Source organism: Kineosporia corallincola (genome assembly GCF_018499875.1).
In the GTDB taxonomy this organism is placed as follows: domain Bacteria; phylum Actinomycetota; class Actinomycetes; order Actinomycetales; family Kineosporiaceae; genus Kineosporia; species Kineosporia corallincola.
Map to the genome: position 1 here is coordinate 356,411 of NZ_JAHBAY010000007.1, position 23,913 is coordinate 380,323.

17 protein-coding genes are annotated in these 23,913 nt (G+C 72.6%); 8 read left to right on the forward strand and 9 right to left on the reverse strand.

Features of this window, described 5'->3' with window-relative positions; translation table 11 throughout:
• Positions 1 to 3: 3 nt before the first annotated feature.
• The 4 genes from KIH74_RS19115 to KIH74_RS19130 form a co-directional block, all read right to left on the reverse strand.
• Complete coding sequence (locus KIH74_RS19115) at positions 4 to 1,623, reverse strand: polysaccharide pyruvyl transferase family protein (protein WP_214157333.1); 1,620 nt, start codon at positions 1,621 to 1,623, stop codon at positions 4 to 6.
• Positions 1,620 to 3,017 (reverse strand): hypothetical protein, encoded by a 1,398-nt coding sequence (locus KIH74_RS19120; protein WP_214157334.1) that lies wholly within the window; start codon positions 3,015 to 3,017, stop codon positions 1,620 to 1,622. Before KIH74_RS19120 ends, KIH74_RS19115 begins: the two co-directional genes overlap by 4 nt.
• Positions 3,018 to 3,108: 91 nt before the next feature.
• Complete coding sequence (gene crtI, locus KIH74_RS19125) at positions 3,109 to 4,701, reverse strand: phytoene desaturase family protein (RefSeq protein WP_214157335.1); 1,593 nt, start codon at positions 4,699 to 4,701, stop codon at positions 3,109 to 3,111.
• A 14-nt stretch (positions 4,702 to 4,715) separates the two neighbouring features.
• Positions 4,716 to 5,810: a polyprenyl synthetase family protein gene (locus tag KIH74_RS19130; protein WP_214157336.1), complete on the reverse strand. Its 1,095-nt coding sequence runs from the start codon at positions 5,808 to 5,810 to the stop codon at positions 4,716 to 4,718.
• 266 nt (positions 5,811 to 6,076) lie between these two features.
• Between KIH74_RS19130 and metF the strand changes: the two genes are divergently transcribed.
• Together metF and KIH74_RS19140 are read left to right on the forward strand one after the other, a co-directional pair.
• Positions 6,077 to 6,985: a methylenetetrahydrofolate reductase [NAD(P)H] gene (gene metF, locus KIH74_RS19135; RefSeq protein ID WP_214157337.1), complete on the forward strand. Its 909-nt coding sequence runs from the start codon at positions 6,077 to 6,079 to the stop codon at positions 6,983 to 6,985.
• 66 nt (positions 6,986 to 7,051) lie between these two features.
• On the forward strand, positions 7,052 to 7,705 hold the full coding sequence (locus KIH74_RS19140; RefSeq protein ID WP_214157338.1) for a CDP-alcohol phosphatidyltransferase family protein: 654 nt from the start codon (positions 7,052 to 7,054) through the stop codon (positions 7,703 to 7,705).
• A gap of 72 nt (positions 7,706 to 7,777) precedes the next feature.
• On the opposite strand, the gene KIH74_RS19145 is transcribed toward KIH74_RS19140, so the two are convergent.
• From KIH74_RS19145 to KIH74_RS19160, 4 genes are read right to left on the reverse strand one after another with little or no spacing between them, the layout of a single operon-like run.
• Positions 7,778 to 9,277, reverse strand: coding sequence for a phytoene desaturase family protein (locus KIH74_RS19145; RefSeq protein ID WP_214157339.1), 1,500 nt, complete (start codon positions 9,275 to 9,277; stop codon positions 7,778 to 7,780).
• Between the two features lies 1 nt (position 9,278).
• Positions 9,279 to 10,439 (reverse strand): glycosyltransferase family 2 protein, encoded by a 1,161-nt coding sequence (locus KIH74_RS19150; protein WP_214157340.1) that lies wholly within the window; start codon positions 10,437 to 10,439, stop codon positions 9,279 to 9,281.
• The gene (locus KIH74_RS19155) at positions 10,436 to 11,338 is read right to left on the reverse strand and encodes a carotenoid biosynthesis protein (protein ID WP_214157341.1); all 903 of its coding nucleotides are present in this window, start codon (positions 11,336 to 11,338) and stop codon (positions 10,436 to 10,438) included. The genes KIH74_RS19150 and KIH74_RS19155 overlap by 4 nt, the downstream gene beginning before the upstream one ends.
• On the reverse strand, positions 11,335 to 12,084 hold the full coding sequence (locus KIH74_RS19160; protein ID WP_214157342.1) for a monooxygenase: 750 nt from the start codon (positions 12,082 to 12,084) through the stop codon (positions 11,335 to 11,337). Before KIH74_RS19160 ends, KIH74_RS19155 begins: the two co-directional genes overlap by 4 nt.
• Before the next feature lie 92 nt (positions 12,085 to 12,176).
• On the opposite strand from KIH74_RS19160, the gene KIH74_RS19165 reads away from it, so the two are divergent.
• From KIH74_RS19165 to KIH74_RS19190, 6 genes are all read left to right on the forward strand, one after another.
• Complete coding sequence (locus KIH74_RS19165; RefSeq protein ID WP_214157343.1) at positions 12,177 to 13,190, forward strand: o-succinylbenzoate synthase; 1,014 nt, start codon at positions 12,177 to 12,179, stop codon at positions 13,188 to 13,190.
• A 408-nt stretch (positions 13,191 to 13,598) separates the two neighbouring features.
• Complete coding sequence (locus KIH74_RS19170) at positions 13,599 to 14,108, forward strand: DUF6504 family protein (protein ID WP_246572621.1); 510 nt, start codon at positions 13,599 to 13,601, stop codon at positions 14,106 to 14,108.
• Positions 14,109 to 14,363: 255 nt separating this feature from the next.
• Positions 14,364 to 14,798, forward strand: a complete 435-nt coding sequence (locus tag KIH74_RS19175) for an SAV_6107 family HEPN domain-containing protein (protein ID WP_214157345.1) — start codon at positions 14,364 to 14,366, stop codon at positions 14,796 to 14,798.
• A gap of 7 nt (positions 14,799 to 14,805) precedes the next feature.
• Positions 14,806 to 19,230 (forward strand): DNA polymerase III subunit alpha, encoded by a 4,425-nt coding sequence (locus KIH74_RS19180; protein WP_214157346.1) that lies wholly within the window; start codon positions 14,806 to 14,808, stop codon positions 19,228 to 19,230.
• A 221-nt stretch (positions 19,231 to 19,451) separates the two neighbouring features.
• Positions 19,452 to 20,753 (forward strand): DNA polymerase IV, encoded by a 1,302-nt coding sequence (gene dinB / locus KIH74_RS19185; RefSeq protein WP_214157423.1) that lies wholly within the window; start codon positions 19,452 to 19,454, stop codon positions 20,751 to 20,753.
• A gap of 37 nt (positions 20,754 to 20,790) precedes the next feature.
• Positions 20,791 to 21,213, forward strand: coding sequence for an SCO2097 family morphological protein (locus tag KIH74_RS19190; protein ID WP_214157347.1), 423 nt, complete (start codon positions 20,791 to 20,793; stop codon positions 21,211 to 21,213).
• Positions 21,214 to 21,482: 269 nt separating this feature from the next.
• On the opposite strand, the gene KIH74_RS19195 is transcribed toward KIH74_RS19190, so the two are convergent.
• Positions 21,483 to 23,864, reverse strand: a complete 2,382-nt coding sequence (locus KIH74_RS19195) for a transglutaminase TgpA family protein (protein ID WP_214157348.1) — start codon at positions 23,862 to 23,864, stop codon at positions 21,483 to 21,485.
• Positions 23,865 to 23,913 lie beyond the last annotated feature (49 nt).

Below are 23,913 nucleotides of genomic sequence, written 5' to 3' on the forward strand. Positions count from 1 at the left end.
CCGTCAGCCACGTCGTGCCACCCGAAGCGGCTCCGGCAGCCCTTCCAGGTTGTTCAGCGTCACCTCGAAAAGCCGCTGCTGGAGCCGCGCCACGTCGTTCACCACGGCGGTGCGGGTGTCGAGCAGGTGCCCGGTGAGCTCGCCCAGCCGCCCGCCGAGAGCCGGGTCGCCCACCGGCACGCCCCACCCGGACCGGTCGATGTCGTGCAGGAAGTGGCCCGGTTCGGACCGCGAGATCAGGCTGACGAACGGGGTGCCGCAACCGAACGGGATCGTCGCGGCGTGCCCACGCATGCCCACCACCAGGGCGGCCCGGCGGTGGAGCAGGTGGATCCGGTCGACCGGGAGGTCGTACAGCGGGATCACCGGCAGGCTCAGACCGTGTTCGCGGCGCAGGTCGACCACGAAGCTCTCGTCGTCCACCGTATGGGCCACGTACCGCACCTCGGCGCGCTGCCGGGTCTCCAGGATCCAGTCCCGCATCCCGGCCAGGAACTGCCCGTAACCCTCGCCGGACCGGTCGGGAGCACAGTTCAGCAGCACCGGGCCGGCCTCGCCGAGATCGCCCGCGTTCTCCTGAGGGGATGTCTGGGCGGAGGCTCGGGTGGTGCCGGTCAGCCGGGACAGGACCGTGGTCGGGCAGGGCTGCCAGACCACCCGGTCGGCCAGCTCGCCGGGTAGCAGGTCACGCACCCGTTCCACCGAGTCGCGGTGACGCAGGCCGACGAAGGCGGAACTCCCGACCAGCGTCCTCAGGGAGGCGCCGAACCGGTCACCGTCGAACTCCCGCCCCGCGGAGGTGTGGTGGCCGACACCCCAGACCACCAGCGGAACCGTGATCCGGCGCAGCATCTCGTCGCTGATGTTCCACTGCCAGCCGGAGTTCCCGTTCGGCGCGGAATCGGGACGGAACAGCCCGCCGCCGCCGAGCACCAGCCCGTCACCGGCGTTCACCTGGGCCAGCCGCTGCTCGTCGAACAGCTGGTGCACGTGCAGGTTCCACCAGCGAGGGTACGAGACGCCCTGCTTCAGAGCCTGTTTCGACAGGCCCTTCGGAGGGCGGGGGCGGTACTCCAGGTCGAAGCAGCGCCGCACCGCGTCACCCAGCACCAGGTCACCGGCGTCGCCGTGCGGGTCGGCATGGACGGCCGCGTGCGCGACCAGGCCGGCTGTGTCGCCCAGCGCGTTCCCGGCACTCTCCGCGGACTCGTTGCGGCGCAACTGGATCCGGCTCGCGCGGCTGCCCGGGTCGAGACGCAGTCCGTCGGTCGCGTACTCCCGGCCGCGCACGTGGTCGTGCCGGATCCAGGCCACCTCCGCCAGCGTCGCCAGGGCGGTCACGGCCTGCTCGTCGTCGGCGCTCGCGAGCAGCAGGTGGGCGTTCGCGGCGTCGTAGTCGGAGACCGCGGCCAGGCTGAGGCCGGCCTCGAGATGCTCCACGGCGGAAGCGGTTGCCTGGGTCACCTCGCGAGCCGACCGGGCCGCCTCGGCGAACCGTCCCTCCTGGCGCAACCGGTTCAGGCGCCCGGCCCGTTCCGTCGGTTCATGGACGACGGGAGGCTCCTGACCGGCCCGGACCACGGGCAGGTCCTGGCGCAGGTCGTCACCGGGGCGGGCGCTCATCGCACTCCGATCGCGTACTCGTCGAGCTGTTCCAGACGGGGGGTGAGCCAGGCCAGTTCGGCGGCGGCGAAGTCTTCCTCCGGGCGGAATCCGAACAGGTCCACGGTGTCGCACACCGCGAGCACGTCGAGCAGCCGGATCAGCTGGTAGGCGTCCCGGGGCTCCTCGTCCGGCGTGTCGCCCGGGATCTCGACGGGCCGGTGCAGCGACTTCTCCGCTACCGCGTGCTGCCGGCCCGGAACCAGCCGGCCGCGGACCGCCGTCACCCAGTCCCGCGGTTCGTCGGCCAGGATCATCCGCAACCAGGCCTGGGCGTTCCAGCCGTCGATCGCGTCGTGCCGGATCACCTGGAGGTCGGTGCGGGTTCCGGCGTCCCGTGCGGTGTTCCGGGGCGGGCCGAACCGCACCACCACGTCGTAGTCCTCCACCCGGCCGCCCAGTCCGCTGCCGTGCAGCCGTGGGGTGTGCGGGCTGACCAGGCACACCCTGCTGCCCGTCAGCCGCTGCCGCAGGTCGTTCAGGCGCAGCACGGTCAGGTCGCGGGCCGGGTCCTCGTCCAGCGGGGGTGGCACCAGCGCGACCTCGCGCCGCCAGCGGACGGCCAGGTGCAGCACGTCCTGGGTCAGGGGCGAGGTCAGGTCGGTCACCGGCATCCTGGTCATCGCGGCGGCCAGGCCGGCCACCGCCTCGTCGCGCACCGGGCCGGGAGTGGGCTCGAGCAGCAGGTCGCGCAGGTCCGCGGCGGTGCCGGGCAGTGGGGCGCCAGCCCTCAGGGCGGTGTCGAGCGCTGTGGCCAGCCGCAGGCGCAGGTCGTCGAGATCCTCCAGCCGGCGCAGGCGTTCGCGCACGCCGAGCCGGTCGCCCCGGGTCAGGTTCAGGTACGCCTGATGAGCGCGGACGGCGGTCGGCAGGTCACCGAGCTCCTCCGCGGCGAGGGCCCGCTGCCGCCAGGACGCCCGCGACGCCGGCCGGGCGGCCAGCAGCACCGTGGTGATGTCCAGCGTCAGGTCCGGCGCCTCGGCCCGGGCCAGCTCGGCGCACCGCAGCAGCTCGTCGACCAGCTTCGGCACCGCCTCGGCCCAGCTGCGTTCCCCGGAGGTGATCGCGGCCGCCCCCGGTGTGCGCATCATCTTCTGCACGTCGCCCGCGATACCGGTCAGCTGGGCCCGCACCGGGCGCGGCCGGTGCGCGAGCGTCTCCGGCTCGGTCCAGGTGGTGATCGCCCGCAGCAGCGGGCGGTTCACCGTCGCCGCCACCTGGGCGTGCCGGGCGGCGGTCTCGGCCAGTTCGCGGGCCTGGCGCTCGGCCTCCCGGCGGGCCAGGCGGCGTTGCTCGGACGCCTCGGTCACGGCGTCGACGATGGCGGTCGGGGTCAGACGGGTGAGGCGGCTCAACGGGCGTCCTCCGGCGGTGGATCGGTGGGGCAGGCTGACGCCGAGACTACATGGGTGATCAAGCAGACACGCTATGTCACCAGAACCGGCGTCATCGCCAGGCCCTCGACGCGTACACCGGGTCCGGCCCGGTGATCCGCTCGGCCGCCAGCCGCCCGGACACCAGCACCATCGGCACGCCGACACCCGGCTGCGTGCCGGAACCGGTGAACACCACGTTCTCGCCCCACAGGTTGCCCGGGCGGAACGGGCCGGTCTGGAAGAACGAGTGCGCGGCCGCGAACGGCGCGCCCCGCTCCATGCCGCGGTCCGCCCAGTCCTGCGGCGTGGTGACGTCTTCCACCTCGATCGAGTCGCCGAAACCGGGGTAGTGCGCGTCCAGCTGCGACAGCACGTGCTCGCGGTAGACCGGCCCGAGTCGCTTCCAGTCGATCGGCGCGTCCAGATTCGGCGTCGGGAACAGCACGTAGTAGATCTCCCGGTTGGCCGGAGCCAGCCGGGCGTCCGACGCCGTCGGGTTGGTCACCAGGAACGACGGGTCGCTCATCAGACGGCCGGACAGCAGCTCGTCGAACACGCCCTTCCAGGCGCCGCCGAAGTGGATGTTGTGGTGCGCGGCCCCCGGCCAGTTCTGCCGGGTGCCGGCCAGCATCAGGTAGCACGACGGCGAGTACTTCAGCCGGCGCACCCGGAACGGGCTGCGCCCCAGGAGGTCACGATAGGCGACGGGAAGATCGGGATTGAGGACGACGACGTCGGCCGGGATCCGCTCGCCGTTCGCGGTGTGCACGGCCACGGCCCGCCCGCCGGAGTGCTCCACCGAGGTCACCTCGGTGCCGTAGCGGAACTCCACGCCGTGCCGTTTGGCCGCCGCGGCCATCGCCGTCGGCACGGCCGCCATCCCGCCGGCCGGGAAGTACACCCCGGCCACCGAGTCCATGTAGGCGATCACCGCGTACAGCGCCAGGGCGTCGTACGGCGACAGGCCGGCGTACATCGCCTGGAACGAGTAGATGCGCTGGGTGCGGTCGTCTTTCAGGTACTGGTTCACCTTCGGCGCCAGGCGCCGGAACCCGCCGATCGCGGCCAGCCGGGCCAGGTTCACCGACACCAGGTCGAGCGGGGAGTCGATGTTGCGGTCGATGAAGTCCCGCATCTCGTAGCGGTACAGCTTCGACACGAACCGCACGTAGCGGCGGAAGCCCGCCGCCTCGTCCGGGCCGATCGCCGACTCGATCTCGGCGGTCATCCGGTCCACGTCGGAGTGCACGTCGATGACCGAGCCGTCCTGGAACGTGGTGCGGTAGAGCGGTTCCACCGGCTTCAGGTTGAGCCAGTCGGACATGTCCTCGCCGAGCGCGTCGAAGCAGTCCGCGATCAGGTCGGGCATGGTCAGCACGGTGGGGCCGGGATCGAAGCGGTACTCGCCGTTCCCGCCCGGTGCGGGAACCGCGCGCAGCGCGGCGCGGCCGCCGGGCACCAGGTCGCGTTCCAGCACGATCACCTGGCGGCCGGTCCGGGCCAGGCGCATCGCGGTGGACAGCCCGGCCAGCCCGGCGCCGACGATGACCACGGTGTCGGTGGGGCCGGTGACGGTGCGCGGGCCGCGGCCGATCCGGCCGGGCAGCAGGGCCACCGGGTCGAAGCGGTTGCCCCGCCCGAGGGTGTTGGGAGGAAGGTTCATCGAGGGCACCGGCGTCACCGGGTCCGGGCGGTCGCGGCCACGACCAGGCCGTTGAGTACGTCGCGGGCCGGTCCGTCGGCGAGATCGGCTCCGGCGAGAGCGGATTCGGCCCGGGCCGAGGCGGAGGCGATCATCCGCTCGATCTCGACGACCGCGCCGCTGTCGACGATGATCTGGCGCAGCGTGGCCACGCCGGCCTCGTCCAGCGCCGGGTCGCCGAGCAGCTGGTGCACGGTCTGTGCCTGCGCCGGGGTGCAGTGCTGGAGGGTGCGCCCGACCAGCACGGTGCGCTTGCCCTCACGCAGGTCGTCACCGGCCGGTTTGCCGGTGGTGGCCGGGTCGCCGAAGACGCCCAGCACGTCGTCCCGCAGCTGGAACGCCTCACCCAGCGCGAGGCCGAACTCGGAGTAGACGGCCAGGAGCTTGTCGTCCGCACCGGCCGCGCTCGCGCCGATCAGCAGCGGGTGCTCGACCGAGTACTTCGCGCTCTTGAACCGGATCACCCGCAGCGCCCGGTCGACCATCGCCACCGGGTCCCGCTCGGGCAGCACCTGGCTGATCACGTCGAGGTACTGGCCGCCCAGCAATTCGGTGCGCATCGCGTCGAACACCGGCCGGGAGCGGCCCAGTTCGTCCGGGGTCAGGCCGCTGGCCGAGAACAGCTCCTCGGTCCAGACCAGGCACAGGTCGCCGGACAGCACGGCCCCCGCCAGACCGAACGCCTCGGAGGCGCCGTTCCAGCCGTTCGCCGCGTGCAGGGCATCGAAGCGCTTGTGCACGGCGGGCATCCCACGGCGCAGGTCGGAGGCGTCGATCAGGTCGTCGTGGATCAGCGCGGCGGCCTGGAACAGTTCCAGGGCGGCGGCGGCCCGCACCACGGAATCGGTGTTCTCGCCGCCCGCGCCGCGCCAGCCCCAGTAGAGGAAGGCCGGGCGCAGCCGCTTGCCGGCGCTGGTCATGGTCGAGATCGTGTCGACGATCTGCTGGCACTCCGGGGCCACCTCGGTGAGCACGGCCGAGCGGGTCGTCAGGAACTCCCGCAGGGCCGTGTCCACGCGCTCCCGGAGATCCTCCACCTGGAGGGGATGGCCGGTTGCGAGCGACGTCATGCTGACGGAACCTCTTTCATGCCTGCTCGGCCCCTCGCGGTCGGGGGGACGCGTGGGGCCCGGTCCGTCGGGGGCCGGGGGGACCACCCTCTCAGGTCTGCGTCACCGTTGCCCGTCGGTAGGGTCTTCGGTCCGGGTACTGGGTCCTGGTCTGCGCCGCTTCGTCCCTGGAATCTCGTTCTCCTGGCCGGGTTCGCGCGGCCGGCGTCGTCTCCTGGTGGCCCGCCCCCTGGGGTCGGCGGCGGTGGAACCGTAAGCTCGTGCCCATGGCTCCGGAGCGACCCGCCCTGCACGACCGGCTGAGCGACCTGATCGCGGCGAAGCGACCCTCGATCTCGTTCGAGTTCTTCCCGCCGAAGACCGACGAGGCGGAGGCGACGCTCTGGCAGTCGATCCGGCGGCTGGAGCCTCTGAACCCGACGTTCGTGTCGGTCACCTACGGGGCCGGTGGATCGAGCCGGGACCGCACCACCCGGGTCACGCAGCGCATCGCGCAAGACACCACGCTGACCCCGATGGCCCACCTGACCTGTGTCGGCGCCAGCCTGAGTGACCTGCGGGGCGTGATCGCCGACTACGCCGCCGCCGGCGTGCGCAACGTGCTCGTGGTGCGGGGCGACCCGGCCGGTGGCCCGCGCGCCGAGTGGGTGCAGCACCCGGGCGGTCCGCGGTACGCGGTCGAACTCGTCTCGCTGGTGCGTGAACTGGGCAATTTCAGTGTCGGCGTGGCCGCCTTCCCCGATGTGCACCCGGCCAGCAGCGACCTGGACGCGGACGCCCGGGTGCTGGCGATGAAGGCCGAGGCAGGGGCCCAGTTCGCGATCACCCAGATGTTCTTCCGGCCGGAGGCCTACTTCGAGCTGGTCGACCGGGCGGCCGCGCTGGGGTGCACCATCCCGATCATTCCCGGCGTCATGCCGGTGACGAACGTGAAGCAGGTCGAGCGGATCGCCGAGCTCACCGGTGTCTCGCTGCCGCCCGGGGTGGTCGACCGGTTGCACGCGGTGGCCGGGGAGCCGGCGGCGGTGCGGCAGGTGGGGGTCGGGATCGCCACCGAGCTGTCCCGGGCGCTGCTCGACGGCGGGGCGCCGGGCCTGCACTTCATCACGATGAACCGCTCGACGGCCACGCTCGAGGTGGCCGAGGCCCTGGGGCTCACCACCGCGCGCGTCTAGCGTCTTCCTCCAACAGTGGACGACGACGAGCCCGTGCCCCCGCCCCCGTCCTCCCGGGGACGTGGCGTGGAGAGTCACCTCGGCGACTGGTCGGCCCTGCACGGCGGTGCGGCGCCGACCGGGATCGTCGGGATCTGGCTGCGTTTCGTGCATCTGCTGGCCGGGCCGCTGGTGGCGCTGCGGGTCTCGCCGAACCTGATCACCGTGGCCGGGCTGGCGGTGGGGGTGCTGGCCCTGGTGCCGGCCGGCGGCGGTGGCCGGTGGCCGGTGCCGGCGGCGGCGCTGATCGGGTTGTCCGCCCTGCTCGACGGTCTGGACGGGGCCGTGGCCGTGCGGGCCTCCCGGGTGACGCGCGCCGGTGCCCGCCTGGACCAGGTCTGCGACCGGACCACGGAGGTCTGCTTCGCTGCGTGCCTCTGGCTGGCCGGCGGGGCATGGCCCTGGTGCCTCGCTGGTGCGGGACTGGGGCTGGCCCATGAGCTGACCCGGTCGTGGGCCCGGCGCCGGGGGATGGCCTCGATCGGGGTGGTCACCGTGTCGGAGCGCCCGACCCGGGTGCTGGTGGCCGCGATGTTCCTGCTGGCGGCCGGGATCTATCCGGACTCGGCCTGGGCCACCGGCGGGGCCGTGGTGATGACGCTGGCCGGGGCGGTCGGGCTGGGACAGCTGCTGGTCACGGTGCGGCGGGCGCTGGGCAACGAGCGGGGCCCGGAGGGCTAGCCCGGCCGCTGGTGCGGTGCGGGCGCCTGCCTGCCGATGGGGCGCCGGTTCCCGGCGGGGTGTGCCCACCGGTCACGCCTTTCCGATCATGTCGGTGACGATGGAGGCCGACAGCCCCACCAGGGGCAGCCCACCACCCGGGTGCGACGATCCGCCGACCAGGAACAGCCCGGGAACCGGGCTGCGGTTGGCCGGCCTCAGGAACGCGGACCGGGCACCGTTGCTGCTGGAGCCGTAGATCGCCCCGCCGGTGGACCGGGTGTCGCGTTCCAGGTCCGCCGGGGTGCGGATCTCCTTCCAGAGCAGGCGTTCCCGCACGTCCAGGCCTCGGGAGGCCATCACCGCCAGAATCTTCGTGGCGTACGACTCGGCGAGTCCGGGGGCGTTCCAGTCCAGGCCGGTGCCCGGTTCATGGCGGGGGGCGTTGACGAGGACGAACCAGGCCTCGTGGTCGTCGTCCGGGCGCAGCGCCGGATCGTCGGGCGCGCTGACGTAGACCGTGGGATCGGGCACGGGGGAAGGCTTTCCGGCCTGGGGCCCGGTGCCGAACACGTGGTCGAACTCGGCGTCGTAGTCGGCCGGGAAGAGGACGGTGTGGTGCCGCAGCCCGGGTGTGCGGCCACGCAGGGCCAGCAGCATCACGAAGCCGGAGAGCGAGGGGGAGGCCTTGCGCAGGGCCCGTCGCGCCCCGCGTCCCTCGGGCCCGGGCAGCAGATCGCGGTAGAGGTGGGCCGCCTCCACCCCGGAGACCACCACGTCGGCGGGCACGGTTTCCCCGCTCTCCAGCCGCACCCCCTCCACCTTCGGTGCGGCGAGCACCCTCTCGACCGGCGCGGAGGTGCGGATCTTGACCCCGTGTGACACCGCCCGGTCGGCGATCGCGGCGCCGAGCTGCCACAGGCCGCCGGGGATGTACCAGGAGCCGAACGCGTGCTCCACGAACGGCACCGTGGCCAGCGCGGCCGGCGCCCGGCGTGGGTCCGAGCCGGTGTAGGTGGCGTAGCGGTCGAGGAACATGCGCTGTTCCGGTGCCGACAGGTACTTGCGGCCGAGCCCCCGCAGGCTGAGCCACGGGGCCACCGTGCGCACGTCGGCGGGATGGCGCGCCAGCCCGGCCAGGGTGCGCGCCCCGTCGAGAGGGGACTCCAGGAAGGGGTTACGGGTCAGGTCCCAGATCTGGGTGGCGCGCCGGTGGAAGGCCGTCCAGTCCTGCCCCGCCCGCTCGCCCAGGGCCTGGGCCCAGGCCCGGGAGACGCCCGTCGGCCCGTCGTTCGGGACGTCCAGGGTGAGCCCGCCGGGAAACCGGTAGTGGCAGGCCGGGTCGAGCGGTGCCAGCTCGAGCACGTCGTCGAGTGGCGCGCCGGTCTTCAGGAACAGGTCGCGATAGACCGCGGGCAGGGTGAGCAGGCTGGGCCCGGTGTCGAAACCGAATCCCTCCCGCCGCAGCAGCCCGAGCTTGCCCCCGATCTGCCCGGCCTGTTCCAGCACCGTGACCTGATGCCCCAGCGCCCCGAGCCGGGCCGCGGCCGACAGCCCGCCGAGCCCGGCACCGACCACCACGACCCTGGCCATCTCAGTGTCCTTCCACCGGACGGGCGCCGCCCCCGACGGGCCGCCCGCGCCAGGACAGCTCACCGCGGCGCCGGGCGCCCAGCGACCGGGAGACGAGCCAGCCGAACACCGCGACGGACGCCGGGTGCGCGAGTGCGTCGGGCAGCGAACGGCCCCCGGTGCGTTCCGCCACCAGGTAACGGCCCAGCACCCCGGCCAGGTAACCACCGAAGCCGGTCAGCGAACCGGTCAGCGCCGCCACGGGCGGAACCAGGTAGACCATTCCCAGGCCGGCGACCACGGCCCCGGCGCCGGCCCTGGAACCGAAGGCGGACCAGAGCGACTTGGTGTAGCCGTCGCGCAGTTCCGCCCAGTTGCCGTACATGCGGCAGACCGCCAGACGGGTGCCGTCGACCACTCCGCCCCGGCCTCCGGTCGCCTTCACGGCCCGCAGCAGCGCGAGGTCGTCGAGCACGGCCCCGCGCACCGACGGCGCCGCGTGACCGCCCGCCGCCCGGTAGGCCTCGGCGTCGACCACGAGGAACTGGCCGTTCGCCGCCCCCAGGCTGGCCCGCGGCGAGCGCTCGGCCAGGGCCAGTGGCAGGGTGGTGAGCCACGACCACTGGAGCAGCGGCTGCACCAGCCGCTCGGCCGGGCTGCCGGTCAGCTGCCGCGGGTACGGCGAGACCAGTTGCAGTTCATGCTTTCTGAGCAGGTTCACGGCCGAGGCCAGGGCGTGCGGGGAGAACCGGACGTCGGCGTCGACGAACACCAGCACCGATCCGCTCGCCACCTCGGCCCCGGCGTGGCAGGCGTTCGGCTTGCCCAGCCAGCCCTGCGGCGGCTCGCCCGCGTCGATCACCCGCACCCGTGGGTCGTCGCCGGCGGTGGCGCGCACCCGCCCGGCCGTGCCGTCGGTCGAGCCGTCGTCGATCACGACGATCTCCAGGTCGGGAACCCGGATCTGGTCGAGCAGCGAGGCCAGGCACGGTGCCACCCGGGCCGCCTCGTCGCGCACCGGCAGAAGCACGGTGACCCGCTCGCCGGTCTCCGCCGGGTCGTGTGCGGGCTGGCGCAGCTCCCGCAGATTCAGCGCCGTGTGTACCGTCAGCCCGGCCGCGGCCAGACTGCCCAGCCGCACCAGCCCCCGCCAGACGCGGCGCGCCGTTCCCCGTTTCGTCACTGTTCCCCGCCGATCCGTGCCGTCGTGTGTCTGGTGCCGTCCTGCGTCGTGTCGTGCGTCGTGTCGTGTGCCGGCTCTTCTGCCTGCCCGGTGCGGGCCGGGATCAGCCGCAGCAGGTAGGGCAGCACGGTCAGCCCCATCACCACCCCGCCGTAGAGCGCCACCCACGGCCGGCCGAAGAAGAACAGGTTGGCCACCGCCGACCCGAGCCAGGTCCAGGCCAGGACCGATGCCGCGGGCCACTCCCAGTTCTCCCGCCGGGCCGGCCGGGCCGGCAGAGTCAGGTCGAGCGCGGCGATCATCACCACCGCGACCAGGAACCAGCCCGCGAAGTTCGTCAGCGGAATGCCCGGCACACCAGGCAGACCCGGGTGCGGATGAGCGAAACGCCAGGCGTTCTGGGCGGTCATCTGCGGGTCGAGGTAGAGGTCCCAGGAGCCCAGCGCGATTCCGCCGACCAGAGCGGTGCGCGCGGTCGTGAGCAGCCGCCCGGAACGTGCGCCCGGCCGGGCGGCCAGGCGACGACCCAGCAGCAGGGCCGGATAGGCGATCATCGTCCAGGCGATCGGGACCAGGGCCGGCACCCCGGCGATCCGTGGGCCCAGCCGGTCGGTGTAGAGGTACTCGCCGAACGGGTAACCCGTGTGCACGCCGACGGTCTCGGCCGCCAGCCCGATGCCGCCCGCCACCAGAACCAGCAGCACGGCGTGCCCGGGACTCCAGCGCAGGGCCGCGTGCAGCACCCCGGCCGCGGTCAGCAGCAGCACGCTGGCGACCGTGACCACCTGGAGGGCGGCGCCCGACAGCAGCGGATAACTAATCTGGGTGAGCACACCCGCCATCAGGAGGCCGATGACCATCCGGCCGGGAACGTCGGGGGACGCGGCCTGCGCGCTCATCGGTTCCACCCCGATCCCGTGGTGTCTTCGGGCAGCGGGGTGAGGGTGCCGATCGAGTCCGCCCGGAAACCGCCCAGCGTGCCGGTCACTGAGTGCACGGCGAACCGGGCGAAGAGCTCTTCCGCGTACCAGCGTTCGGGATCGGTGCGGCGGACCACGTCGACGTGGACGGGCCTGCGGTAGGCGAAATCGGTGAGCGCGGCGGTGGAGCGCCACAGCGAGAACGTGCCCTGGAGCCCGATCGGTGCCTCACCGATGCCGAGCGCCAGCTCCAGGCCGGCGACCGACGACAGGTCGGCGGAGACCGGTGGCACGGCCCGCCAGAACGACAGCGCACGGGTGGGCCGCAGGCGCGCGCGGGTGATCGAGGCGACCGCCGCGTCGTCCGTCATCGGACGCCCGGCCGGCGCCCCGAACGGTTCGGTGCGTGCCCAGCGACCACGACTGGAGAGCGGGCTCATCGTGATCTCGAGACGCTCGGCGGCGATGTCGCTCCAGCGACGGTGCACCCCGCCGGCCGCGAAGGCGGCGGCGTGCTCCGGGCTTTCCCAGACGGTGAGAAGGCCCCAGTGCCGCGGGTCGGCGTCGCGGAGGGTGAACGTGCGCCCGTCGCCGGTGCCGAGCAGTTTGGCGAACCGGAGCCCGGGCACGGAACGCAGGGAAAGACGGTCGAACCCCATCCGGAGCAGCGCGGACGGCAGCCGGGTGAGTGACACGCCCCAGACGGTGAGCACCACGTAGGTCATGCCCGCCGCACCTCCCGTCTGTCTCTCCCTATCGACTGCCGCAACCCTACGCGGCCCCACCGACAGTCTTGGCCCGGGCGTAATCTGCCCAGGTGACGGCAGAGACCCGGCCCCAGGTGGTGCCCTATGCGATCGGGATGACCGACCGGTTCCGCGGGATCACCGTGCGGGAGGGGGTGCTGCTGGCCGGTCCTCACGGCTGGGGGGAGTTCTGCCCGTTCCCCGAGTACGACGACGCGATCGCCTCCCGCTGGCTGGCCACGGCGGTCGAGGCCTGCACCGTCGGCTGGCCCGAGCCGGTCCGCGACCGGATCCCGGTGAACTGCATCGTCCCGGCCGTCACCCCGGAGCGCGCCGCCGAACTGGTGACGGCGTCCGGCTGTTCCACGGCGAAGGTCAAGGTGGCCGACCGCCCTGGTTCCCTGGCGGAGGACCTGGCCCGGGTGGAGGCCGTGCGTTCCGCGCTGGGGCCGTCCGGGGCGGTCCGGGTGGACGCGAACATGCGCTGGGACGCCGACGAGGCCGTCCGTGCGCTACGCCTGCTGGCCCGTGCCGCGGGCGAGCTGGAGTACGCCGAGCAGCCCTGCCGCACCGTCGAGGAACTGGCCGAGGTGCGCCGTCGGGTGGACGTCCGGATCGCCGCCGACGAGTCCATCCGGCAGGCGGCCGATCCCACCCGGGTGGCGCTGGGGGAGGCCGCGGACGTGGCGGTGATCAAGTGCACCCCGCTCGGTGGGGTGCGGCGGGCGCTGGAGGTCGCGGAGTCGACCGGACTGCCCTGTGTGGTCTCCTCGGCGCTGGAGACCAGCGTCGGCCTGGCTGCCCAGGTGGCGCTGGCCGCGTCTCTCCCCGAGCTGCCGTTCGCCTGCGGGCTGGGCACGGTTTCGTTGTTTCTTGAGGACGTCGTCCGGCCCGGCTTCTCGCTGCGCCCGGAACAGGGATTCATCCGGGTTCCGCGGACCGCCCCGGTTCCCGACCCGGCCCGGACGGCCGCGGTGGAGATGGTCGACCCCGAGCGCAGGGCCTGGTGGTCGGCCCGCCTGGACCGGGCGGTCCAGGGTCTGCCGCAGCCCTCCGCGGCCCCGTTCGGATGGCGCGCGCCGTAGGTTCTCGCGCCGCCGCCACGGTTCACCATCCGTAGATGTGCGGATGCCGAGCGTCGTCGTAACGGCGCCGCATCTGCGGTTGACGCGCTCCCAGGACACCGGTGTACATTCGAATCGTTCGAACATTTGTTCGAATGGGCTCGTCGGGATCGCAGCGCGCCGGCTGTCCCTGGTGAGTAGGTCGGTGACGAGGTGACCTCGACCCCACCTCGTCATCGGCCGTCCCGGTGTCACTTTGCACCGGCCCGTGGAACCGGGGGGATCCACGGGCCGGTGACCGCCCGTCTTCCCCCGGGCCCGGTTGTCCCGCACGGCTTTTAGTGTGGTCTTCCGGTTCAGCGTCAGGTATCAGTCGGCACGTCGGATTCCAGTCGGCAGCGGTAGCGGGAAGCGTAGGTGTTTAACGAAATGGCTCGTCGGGTGAGCGAATTGGTCGATGTCCGGGTCGTTCAGGAAACGGGAGACGCACCGATGGCCTTCCTCTGGCGCGGGCGTCTCTATGTGGTGCGTGAAGTGCTCGGCCACTGGCGTGAGCGCCGCGACTGGTGGTCCACCGCGGCTGCCCGGGCGCTGCACGGGGAGAGCTGGGCGGACGACCGTCCCCCGGCACACGAGAGGCCGTCCTTCGCGGTCTGGTCCGGCGGCTCCGCGGGTTCGTCCGGTGAAATGCCCGGCGGTGTGCCCGGCCCCGTCCCGGACTGGTCGTGCAGGGCGAAAACCTCGGAAGAGCCTGATAAACAGGGAAGTACGGCCTGGCCCGAAGCGGGCCGTGAACATCCCGTCGACAGCGAGTGTGAGGTCTGGCGGGTGGAGGCCAGCACCGGGCGGGCCTTCGGCGCCGGGGTGTACGACCTCTCGTACACGCCGGCCGTGAATCCGTCGGCGGACTCCTGGCGACTGCTCCAGGTCGCCGACTGATCGCCCGCGGCTCCGGGGGTGATCCGTATGGTGGAGCCCGGAAAGTCCTCTGGTTCAGCGAGTTCCGGAAAGCCTTCTCCGGAGGCTGGTCCCTCCCGGGCCACATCCTCGAATCCCGCGCCGCGATCGGCGCCTCCTCCGTTGCAGCCCCTCAGACCGGCTGTGCCCGGCACCGGATCCCCGGTGGGGGCCACCGGGGCGACTCCCGCTCGTCCGTCCGAACGTCCTGAACGTCCTGCCCATGAGGAGGCCGACATGTCGGCGACCACACTGGCCCGGCCGCCCGTCTCGACCGCGGCCCGGATGCTGCTCGACCGTTCCCACTCCGGACTCCGCCAGGCCTGCGCCGCGCGCACCGCCTCGGAGCGCTACGTCACCGCTCACCTCGCCGCTCTGCGGGCGGCGGCCGCGGTCCTCGCCGTCCGCAGCCGTCCGGGAGGCCGGGGCGGCCCCCGCAGCGTCTGGGAGGTCCTGCCCCGGGTCGCCCCCGAACTGGGCGAATGGGCGGCCTATTTCGCCTCCACCGCGTCCCGGCGGGCCGCGATCGACGCAGGCCGTACCGGCGTCGTCAGCGCGGCCGAGGCCGACGATCTCCTGCGTGACGCCGAGGCGTTCCATCATCTGGTCGAGTCCACGCTCGGCCTGCCCTACCAGCAGGTTCTGCCGATGACCCTGCCGAGCTGCGAATGACCACGAGATGCCGCACTCCTTCACCCATCTGCACGTCGCCTCCGGGTATTCACTCCGGTACGGCGCGTCCGACCCGCAACAGCTGGTCGAGCAGGCCGTCGCCCAGGGCCTGACGTCCCTCGCCCTGACCGACCGCGACGGGCTGTACGGCACGATCAAGTTCGTCCATGCCTGCCGGCGCGCCGGTATCACACCGGCTGTCGGGGTGAACCTGGCTGTGGAAAAAGTGCTTTCGCCCGACGGCCGTCGGCGGGGGCCGATCGTGAGAACCGTCCGGGATCTGCCGGAACCCGCTCGCCGGGTGCCGGTGCGGGGCGGCGCCAGCGTGGACCCTCGTCTTCCCCGGGTCACCGTGCTGGCGCTCGCCTCCGGCCCCGGCAGCGGACTGCAACCGGGCCAGGGCTGGGGGCGGTTGTGCCGGCTGGTCACCGCCACCCAACTGCGGGGCGAACGGAGCCGTCCGGTCGGCACCGTCGACCTGATCGCCGAACACGCCCAGCTCGACGGCACTCCCGCGCTCACCGTGCTGCTCGGTCCGGACTCGGAGTACGGCCGTGCCGTCCTCGCCGGCCGGGCCGACCTGGCCCTGGCCGTGCTGGAGCACTGGCGCGGCCTGCTGCCGCCGGCCTGCCTCGCCGTGGAGATCGTTCATCACCGCGGTCCGCAGGGGGCTCCGGCCAGCCTCGGTCATGCGGCGCGCATGCTGAACCTGGCCAGGCGGGCCGGGGTGCCCGTCGTCCTCACCAACGCCGTGCGGCACGCCACGCGCGACGGCGCGGTCACGGTCGACGTGCTCGACGCTGCCCGCCGGCTGGTCGCCATCGACTCCCGGCACCTCGATCGCACCACCAACGAGGGCTACCTCGCCGGCGACGCCGAGATGACCCTGCGGGCGCACGAGATCGCCGAGGCGGCAGGCGATCTCGGGGCAGCGGGGCAGATGCTCCGGCTGACCGCCTCGCTGGCCTCACGGTGCCTGATGAACGCGGAGAACGAACTCCAGCTCGGGCGGGCCCACCTGCCCGAGCCGGAGGTGCTCGGACTGGGCGACAAGGACGGCGACGCCGAGCTGGAGCAACGCTGTCGTGCGCAGGTCCATGTCCGTTACCCGCGGGCGGGCAGGCACGAACGAGAACGCATCGAGCAGCGGCTGAAGGAGGAGCTGGGCCTCGTCCGGTTCCTCGGCATCCCCATCTACTTCCTCACCATCGCCATCGTGTGCGACCTGATCCGGAGGATGGGCGTCCGGGTCGCGGCCCGGGGGTCCGGGGCCGGCAGCCTGATCAACTACCTGCTCGGCATCTCGGGGGTGGACCCGCTCCGGCACGACCTGCTGATGGAGCGCTTCGTCACCCGGCTGCGCACCCAGCTGCCCGACGTCGACCTGGACGTCGAGTCGCACCGGCGCACCGAGGTGTACGAGAAACTGCTCGACGTCTTCGGGGGCGACCGGGTCAGCTGTGTCTCGATGATGGACACCTACCGGGCCCGGCACGCGATCCGGGACGTCGGAGGCGCGCTCGGCATGCCGCCGGGCGAGATCGACACCATCGCCAAGGCCTTCCCGCACATTCGGGCCCGCGACGTGCGGTCGGCCATCGCCGAGCTGCCCGAACTACGGGCCTCCGGGCTCGGCCATCCGCGGCTGGGGCTGCTCTTCGACCTGGTGGAGCGGCTCGACGGACTGCCCCGGCACATCGCGCTGCACCCCTGCGGGGTCCTCATCTCCGACGGCGGCCTGCTCGACCGCACACCGGTGGAGGCCAGCTGGATGGGTTTCCCGATGAGCCAGTTCGACAAGGACGACGTCGAGTCGCTCGGGTTGCTGAAGCTCGACCTTCTCGGCATCCGCATGCAGTCCGCCATGTCCTACGCGATCGGTGAGGTCGCCCGGGTGGACGGCCCGGAGGCCGCGGCAGCCGGTCATCACGACCCGGCGGCGGACTACCTCGACGGGACCGGCCTGATCGATCTCGACGCCGTGCCGCACGACGACCCGGCCACCTTCTCGCTGATCCAGAGCACCCGCACGCTCGGGTGTTTCCAGATCGAGTCGCCCGGCCAGCGCGAGCTGGTGGGCAAGTTCGCGCCGGAGACCTTCCACGACCTGATCATCGACATCTCGCTGTTCCGGCCGGGACCGGTGAAGTCCGACATGGTCACACCGTTCCTGCGTGCCCGGCAGCGGTGGGACGAACCCGAGTACCTGCACCCGGCCCTGCGCCCGGTGCTCGAAGACACCTGCGGCGTGGTCGTCTTCCACGAGCAGGTGCTCCAGATCGTCAGCATCGCCACCGGCTGCGATCTGGCCGAGGCCGACGAGTTCCGCCGGGCCATGGGGGTCTCCGCGCGGCAGGAGAGCAACGAGAAGTGGTTCCGGCAGCATGCCGCACGGTGCCGCACCACTGACGGTGAGCGGGTTTTCGACGCCGACGCGATCGACCGGATCTGGGCGGTGCTCAAGGCTTTCGCCTCGTTCGGCTTCTGCAAGGCCCACGCGGCGGCGTTCGCCCTGCCCACCTATCAGTCGGCCTGGCTGAAGGCCCACCACCCGGCGGCCTTCATCGCCGGCGTGCTCACCCACGACCCCGGCATGTACCCCAAGCGCCTGATCCTCGACGACGCCCGCAACTTCGGCATCCGGGTGCTCCCGCTCGACGTCAATCGCTCGGACAGCACGTACCGGGTGGAGAGGCTCACCCCGGAGCCGGAGAACCCGGAGAACCCGGAGAACCCGGAGACGGAGTACGTCTCCCTGTGCGCCGAGCACGCGTGCTCCGCGTCCGGCAGCGGTTCCGCGCCGACTGCCATTCCCGATCCGACGAAAGCCATGATCGCGCAGCCTCTTTCCGCGGAACCGGCGGCCCGGCCCACCCCGGCCGTCCACCAGCCCGTCCTGCCCGACGGCAGCGGATACGGCATCCGGCTGGCCCTGGCCGAGGTCAAGGGAATCAGCGAGGCCGAGGTGCAGCGGATCGTCGCGAACCGGCCTTACCAGTCCCTGGCCGACTTCTGGCACCGGGCGCAGACCTCCCGGCCCGTCGTGGAACGGCTGGTCATCACCGGCGCCTTCGACGCGATCTACGGCCTGAGCGATGCGCTGCCGGTGCAGTCCCGGGGACGCACCACCCGTCGTGACCTCCTGCTCCAGCTCGCCGATCTGGAGCGCTGGAGCCGATCACTCGAGAACGGCAGACCCCGGCGCAGAGGCATCCGCAACAGCAGGACTCCCGACGCCATGACCGCCGGGCCCCGGGCGGGCAGCACCGCCGACAGGGAGGGCACCGGCTGGGGTGAGGACAGCAGCGGCGTCCGCGGCGCGGCCGGCCGGCAGGCCCGGTCGGCCGCGCCGGTGGTCGCCGCGGCCGATCAGTCCGTTCAGCTCGCACTGGATCTCGGCGACGCCCCGGACCGGATCGTCCCGAGCGGCCTGCCGGAGATGACCGGCGCCGAGCGCACCCGCGCCGAACTGGAGGTGCTGGGACTGGACGCGAGCCGGCACGTGCTCGAGTTCTACGAACCGATGCTGACGGCGCTCGCGGTGACCCGGGCCCGCGACGTCCGCGGCCGCCGCAGCCGGGCCGAGATCCTGGTCGCGGGAGTGAAGGTGGCCACCCAGACCCCGCCGATCCGCACCGGGAGGCGGGTGGTCTTCCTCACCCTCGACGACTCCACCGGCCCGGTGGACGCGACCTTCTTCGAAGACGTCCAGGGTCCCTACGCGGGCACGGTGTTCCACTCCTGGCTGCTGGTGGTGCGGGGCGTGCTGCGCAAGACCGGCCGGCGCGGGGTGTCCCTGCGTGCCACCGGAGCCTGGGAACTGCCCGTGCTCTGGGAGGCCTGGACGGAGTCCGGGCTGACCGGGGTGCTGGAGATCCTGCACGCCGACGAACCTCCCGCCCGGCGGCCCCTGCCGTCCGGGCTGCCGGCCGCCGCCTTCCACGCCGGCGTGGTTCCGGCGGACGTGGGTGGTCAGACCCCCGGCCGGGTGCTGGGGACCAGCCGAGACGACGGTGCCCTTCCCGGCGCGGAAACCACGGACTGGGAGACACCGACCGGTCTGCCGAGCGGCGACCGTGGCAGCTCCGGTCTGCCCGTCCCCGGCACGCCGGGCCGCGACCACCGGGGCCGGCAGGGCGACGGCGCCCATCCCGGATCGCTCCTGCCGAACGCCGCCGGAACGAGCCACCCGCAAGACCCGGACCGGCCAGAAGACCCGGCCCCCTCCACCCTCACCCGCCGGGTGCTCGTGCACCCCAGCGGTTATCGGCAGTCGCCCTACGCCGATCTCCGTCCCCCGGGCGGCGACACCCGGGAGACCCGCCGGATGCAGGAGACCGCCGGGCAGGAGCACCGGCGTAGGGAGGAGGAGCGCCGAAGACAGCCACCCCGCAAGCTCTGGCACTCCAGCCCGGGAAGTTCCGGGCAGTGACCCGGCAGCGACACCCCGGCAGCGACACCGGCACCGACAGCCCGGGCAGCCTCGGCCAGCCCGAGGGCAGTCCTGGCAAGCCCGACGGCGGCCCTGGCAAAGCCGACGGCGGCCCTGGCAAAGCCGACGGCGGCCCCGGCAAAGCCGACGGCAGCCTCGGCAAAGCCGACGACAGCCTCGGCAAGCCCGACGACGCCGGCTGCACGATCCTGCACGCCGACATGGACGCCTTCTTCGCCTCGGTGGAACTGATCGACCGCCCGCACCTGAGGGGCACCCCGGTGATCGTGGGCGGGGGCGGCCGGTCGGTCGTCCTCTCGGCCACCTACGAGGCCCGGCGCGCGGGCGTCCACGCCGCGATGCCGATGGGCCGGGCCCGGCGGCTCTGCCCGGAGGCAGTGGTGATCCAGCCCGACCACGACCGGTACGCCGAGGTCTCCCGCGGGGTGATGGAGGTCTTCCGCTCGGTGACCCACCTGGTCGAGCCGCTGAGCCTGGACGAGGCCTTCATCGACGTCTCCGGCGCGGTACGCAGGACGGGCACACCGTCGCGGATCGCCGCCCTGATCCGCGACCGGATCGCCGACGAGCAGCGGATCACCTGCTCGGTGGGTATCGCCACGACCAAGTTCGTGGCCAAGCTCGCCTCCACCCGGATCAAGCCGGACGGCGTCCTCGTGGTGCCCCGCAACGACACGGTCGCGTTCCTGCACGGCCTGCCGGCCGGAGCGCTGTGGGGCGTGGGGGAGAAGACCGAGGAGGCCCTGCGCCGGCTCGGCCTGGTGACCGTCGCCGACATCGCCCACACCCCGGCGGCCACCCTGCGCCGGGCGCTCGGCGATGCGGTGGGCGGTCAGCTCCACGACCTGTCCTGGGGACGGGACCCCCGACCGGTGGTGCCCGTCCGGCCGGAGAAGAGCATCGGCGCCGAAGAGACTTTCCGCACAGACACCGACGACCCCGAGGTGATAGGTCGCGAGCTGCTCCGGCTCAGCGAGCGGGTGGCGGCGCGGGCCCGGTCGGCGGGCCTGATCGGGCGCACCGTGGTGATCCGGATCCGGTTCGCCGACTTCACCACGATCACCCGCTCCCGCACCCTGCCCGAGCCCACCGACGTGGCCCGGGTGGTGCACACCACGGCGCTCGGACTGTACCGCCGGCTGGGGCTGGACCGGGCCCGGTTACGGCTGGTGGGAGTGCGTTTGGAGGGACTGACCGAAGCCTCCTCAGGACACCACCAGCCGACCCTGGACGAGCGTCCCGCGGGGTGGCGGGAGGCCGAGCGCGCGGTGGACCGTGCCAGCGCCCGGTTCGGCCCGGGCGCGGTCCGGCCGGCCAGTCTGGTCACCCCTCCGGAGGATCGCGCGGATGCCCGTCCGCGGTCACCGGCGGACGCACCCGGGCAGCGCCGCACCCCCCGTTCCGGCCACGCCTACGACCCCCTCCGGTATCAAGGGAGACATCCGGATGGCCGAGAATGGGGAGACCATCCGGGTGGGATAGCCGATCGGCTTTCGCGGTAGGCGAGTGCGACCTATTCTGTGACCATCGCCGGAACGCATGTGGAACGACCGGTGTGACCGTCAGGAGGTCGAAGTGCCGCTCTCCGATAACGAGCAGCGTCTGCTTGAGCAGATGGAGCGCGCGCTCTATGCCGAGGATCCGAAGTTCGCCTCGGCAATGCGTGGCGCCAACCGACGGCCAGGGGCCGGTCGGCGGCTTGCTATTGGGGGCACGGGTATCGTGCTCGGGCTCGTAGTGCTCGTCTTTGGCGTGGCCAACAACAACATCCCGATCGGGGTGCTCGGCTTCGTCTGCATGCTGGGTGGTACGGCCTATGCCGTGTCCAGCAAGCGCAGAGGTCCAGTAGGCGTTGTCAATGCGGCCGGTGCCGTCCGTCCCCCCGTGAAGCGCAACCGCAGCAAGGCCAGCTTCATGCAGCGTCTGGAACAGCGCTGGGACCGTCGCCGGGACGAACGCTGATCCCGGTTCAGCAACAGCACCACATGAAAGATGCTTGATGGCAAGGGGCCCCGCCCAGCGGGGCCGACAAGCTGAATGCACGGTTTCATGAAGGCGGTACCGCAGTCACGCGGCGCCGCCTAGCGCTGTTTGCTGATGGACGAGGGCGGCAGACCACCGTCGTCCTCAGTTCTGACGAACCACGTGGCTCCACAACGGTGCCCGGTGCCCCAGAAGACCTGGGACACCGGGCACCGTTGTTCTGCCGGATCAGCGCCCGGCACCGAAGATCAGTGGGCGCCGCTGTCCGCCTTCTGTCGCGGCTGCTGCTCCCCGGGCCCGTTCTTCTCAATGGTGGACGACGATCCCTTCCGGAACCGCGCCGTGATCGACGCGGCGGCCCCGGACAGGGCGGTGATGCCCGACGCCGGCCACAGCCGCGCCCGCCGCCGGGTCCGGGCCGACTTCTGCACCGCGACCGCGGAGACCACCAGCGCCACGTCCTGCCGCCGGTCCGCGGCCGGGCGGCCCGGATCGTCGGACGGCGGCGCGTAGAAGGCCTCTTCCAGCTCCTCCACCAGCCGGTCCAGGGCGGCGGACTGCTCCGTCGTGAGCCGGTAGTCGTCGTTCAGCCGCTGCCGCACGGCCCGCGGCGTCCACGACGCGGCCCATCGCACCCCGAGATCGCTGAGTCCCAGCCGCAGGTCGTCCCAGGCCGCCGCGGCCAGACCGGGAGCGCCGCGGGCGGTGCGCCAGCGCCGCCGGGTGGCGACCGACGCGGCCGCGCGGGGCGTGGCCAGAGCGAGCAGCACGACCAGCAGCAGCACGAACGGCTGCCAGGGAAGGCTGAAACCGCCGGACGACTGCGCGTCGGCCGCCGCGGCCTGCTCGTCGGGTACCTCCGCCTCGGAGCTGGCGGACGCGCCGTTCTCCTCGGTCTCCGGCTCCGTGGTCGTGGTGGTGCTGTCGTCGGTCTGGCCGTCGTTGCCGGTGGACGGCGGGACGGTCCAGTCCGGCGCGGCCTGGCCGCTGCGCGGGGTCGGCTCGAAACGCACCCAGCCGACGCCCTGGAAGTACAGCTCGGGCCAGGCGTGCGCGTCCCGCGACGAGATGATCCGGGTGTCTTCCGTCTGCACGCTGCCGGGCAGGAAGCCCACCGCGACCCGGGCCGGGATGCCCAGCTGACGGGCCATCACGGCCATCGTCGAGGCGTAGTGCACGCAGTAGCCCTCCTTGCTGTCCAGGAAGTCCACGATCGCCTGGGCACTGCCGTCGCCGTTCTTGCTGGCCGGGGCCTGGGTGTTGTAGGTGAACCGGCCGCTGACCCGGAACCAGTCCTGGAGCCGCACGGCCTGCTCGTACTCGGTGCCGGTGCCGGCCACCTGCCGGGCCGTCTTCTCGATCACGGCAGGCATGTCGTCGGGCAGCGCGGTGTACTTCTCCACGATGTCGTCGGGCGGCGCCCCGGCGTCGGCCAGCTGCTGCGCGGTCGGGGTGACCTCGGCGAACTCCACCGTGTAGTTGGCCTTGGTGGTGGTCACGTTGCGGCCCAGCACGTTCAGCGTCTCCGGGTCGTACAGCCACTCCCCGTTCAGCCCGCTGATCTGCTGCGCCGGGTAGGGCAGCGGCAGGTAGTTCTCCCGCAGCTGGTAGATCTCGATGTCGCTGGTGGCGGCCTCGGTCTGCACCGCGGAGGTGAGACCGGGCGCCGACGGCAGGCCGTTCTCGATGTTGTTGGCGCGCTGGAACTCGTTCTCGCTCGGCTTCCAGGTCTTGCCGTCGTACTCGTCGTCGGTGACGATCCGCAGCGGGGCCGGCTCGGCGACGGTGGTGGTGTATTTCAGCAGGTCGGTGTCGACCGGGTCGTTGAGGTCGCGGCGCATGTCGAGGATCGGGTTGATCCGGGTGATCACCGTGCCGCCCGACCCGCCGTCGCCGTCCCCGCCGCCCAGCAACTGGCTGTCCAGACCCGGGATCAGGGCCGGCACCGCCACCGCGGTGACCACGGCGGCCGCGGCCACCCGCCGCCCGCCCCGGGCCAGGGCGGTGTCACCCGCGGTGCGCGACGAGCGCTCGCCGGCCGAGGCCAGCACCCGGCCCCAGGCCCGCACCCGGTCACCGGCGTCGGCCGACAGCAGCAGCAGGAACCCGGCGGCCGCGACCAGGAACAGGTACCAGGGCAGGCCGTCGTCGAGCAGAGCGGCGGGCACGCAGTACATCGCCAGCAACGGCAGCCCGGCCAGGGCGGGCTGCCGGAACGAGGTGGCCAGGACGTCGACGGCCAGCGCCACCACCCCGGTCCCGCCGGCCGCGAGAAGCACGATGCCACGGGCGGACTCGACCGGAGGCGACTGGCTCTGGGTCACGTCGAGACCGGCGCTCAGCAGGTCGGTGAGCATGCTGACGGCGCCCGGCGGGTTGGCGATCTGGCCGCGCGCGAACAGCACGACGACCGCCAGGAAGAGCAGCACGGCCTGGAGGCCGATGACCGCGGGCCACCAGCCGCGGGCCAGCTGGCGCCCGACGATGCCGGACACCATCACGGTCAGCACCATGATGGCCGCCGCGAAGAGCCAGGTCACTCCCTGGATCAGAGGGGCCAGGGTGAGCGCTGCCACCAGGCTCGCGCAGGCGGCCGTGACCGCCATCCGCTCGTCGGAACCGTTCGTCATGACCGTAACAACCGTCCCAAGCCCTCGGCCGAAGCGTTCGGAATCCATT

Bases quoted from the DNA above. Each gene is read 5' to 3' on its own strand.
- KIH74_RS19115 (WP_214157333.1), bottom strand. From the start codon at position 1,623: ATGAGCGCCCGCCCCGGTGACGACCTGCGCCAGGACCTGCCCGTGGTC.
- crtI (WP_214157335.1), bottom strand. From the start codon at position 4,701: ATGAACCTTCCTCCCAACACCCTCGGGCGGGGCAACCGCTTCGACCCG.
- KIH74_RS19130 (WP_214157336.1), bottom strand. From the start codon at position 5,810: ATGACGTCGCTCGCAACCGGCCATCCCCTCCAGGTGGAGGATCTCCGG.
- metF (WP_214157337.1), top strand. From the start codon at position 6,077: ATGGCTCCGGAGCGACCCGCCCTGCACGACCGGCTGAGCGACCTGATC.
- KIH74_RS19145 (WP_214157339.1), bottom strand. From the start codon at position 9,277: ATGGCCAGGGTCGTGGTGGTCGGTGCCGGGCTCGGCGGGCTGTCGGCC.
- KIH74_RS19155 (WP_214157341.1), bottom strand. From the start codon at position 11,338: ATGAGCGCGCAGGCCGCGTCCCCCGACGTTCCCGGCCGGATGGTCATC.
- KIH74_RS19160 (WP_214157342.1), bottom strand. From the start codon at position 12,084: ATGACCTACGTGGTGCTCACCGTCTGGGGCGTGTCACTCACCCGGCTG.
- KIH74_RS19170 (WP_246572621.1), top strand. From the start codon at position 13,599: ATGGCTCGTCGGGTGAGCGAATTGGTCGATGTCCGGGTCGTTCAGGAA.
- KIH74_RS19175 (WP_214157345.1), top strand. From the start codon at position 14,364: ATGTCGGCGACCACACTGGCCCGGCCGCCCGTCTCGACCGCGGCCCGG.
- KIH74_RS19180 (WP_214157346.1), top strand. From the start codon at position 14,806: ATGCCGCACTCCTTCACCCATCTGCACGTCGCCTCCGGGTATTCACTC.
- dinB (WP_214157423.1), top strand. From the start codon at position 19,452: ATGGACGCCTTCTTCGCCTCGGTGGAACTGATCGACCGCCCGCACCTG.
- KIH74_RS19190 (WP_214157347.1), top strand. From the start codon at position 20,791: ATGTGGAACGACCGGTGTGACCGTCAGGAGGTCGAAGTGCCGCTCTCC.
- KIH74_RS19195 (WP_214157348.1), bottom strand. From the start codon at position 23,864: ATGACGAACGGTTCCGACGAGCGGATGGCGGTCACGGCCGCCTGCGCG.